The 919-nt window shown below is 44.5% G+C and carries 1 protein-coding gene; it reads right to left on the reverse strand.

Going from position 1 to position 919, the window contains the following annotated elements; all coding sequences use genetic code 11:
- Positions 1-919, reverse strand: a 919-nt coding sequence (locus GEZ84_RS10575; protein ID WP_153224492.1) for an accessory Sec-dependent serine-rich glycoprotein adhesin, incomplete at both ends; no start/stop codon positions are given.

Below are 919 nucleotides of genomic sequence, written 5' to 3' on the forward strand. Positions count from 1 at the left end.
TTAACTTTAGTAACTGCTGAATCCATGTTAGGTAAACCGATAGACTTGGCTAGGTATTCACCCATAGAAGCTGAGATTTTAGAAAGACGTTTGCGGTCTTCTTCAGCTTTCTTGTTCGCTTCAGCCGATACTGTAGTCGCTACTGCAGCTGTTGTCGTTGTATCCACCAAGCTTGAAGTTGTTGATGTAAGTTGACTTAAACGAGTTTCAACTGCCTGAAGAGATGCGAGGCTATCAGTGATGACTTTTGAAAGAGCTGCATCAGCTGTTGCGTTAGCTGCATCTTCCTTACGAACAGATGTCTCTTTGTTTGAAGCTGTTTCTGATGCTACTGGTGTTGCAAGTTCAGAAGTTGCTCCAGTTTGTGATTGAGAAGCACTTGTTGAGGCTGACTCAGACGCTGATGTGCTGGCTGACTGAGATGCTGATGTGCTGGCTGATTGGCTTGCACTTGTTGAAGTACTTACTGATTGACTTTCACTTTCTGAAAGATGCTTACTTGCATTCTTTGAAGCTTCCTCAGACAAGGATTGGCTTTGGCTAACAGAAACTGACAAGCTGTCTGCTTTAGCCCCCTCCTGATCTTTTACGGTTCCCAAAGTTACTGTATCTGTATTTGCAAGTGTTTGATTTGCCTCTACTGTCTTTTCAAGAGCGTCATTGGCATAAACAGTTGTTTGTGTTGCAACTGCTCCTCCAAGTACCGTACCTGCTGCGGCTATCCCCTTCAGGATATCCAAGCCAGTCAGTGTATTTGCCGATTGCTCTTCAATCACTTCAGTTGTTACCTGAGCAGCATCTACACCACCTCTCAAGACTTTAAAGAGACCAAATTGAGAGGTCGAGGCACGCAACCAATGCTTACCCGACTTGATCAACTTGAAACGGGTCACACGATCCGTCTCTCTATATTCACCTT

It is taken from the genome of Streptococcus mitis, assembly GCF_009496155.1.
GTDB classification, from domain to species: Bacteria; Bacillota; Bacilli; order Lactobacillales; family Streptococcaceae; genus Streptococcus; species Streptococcus mitis_BQ.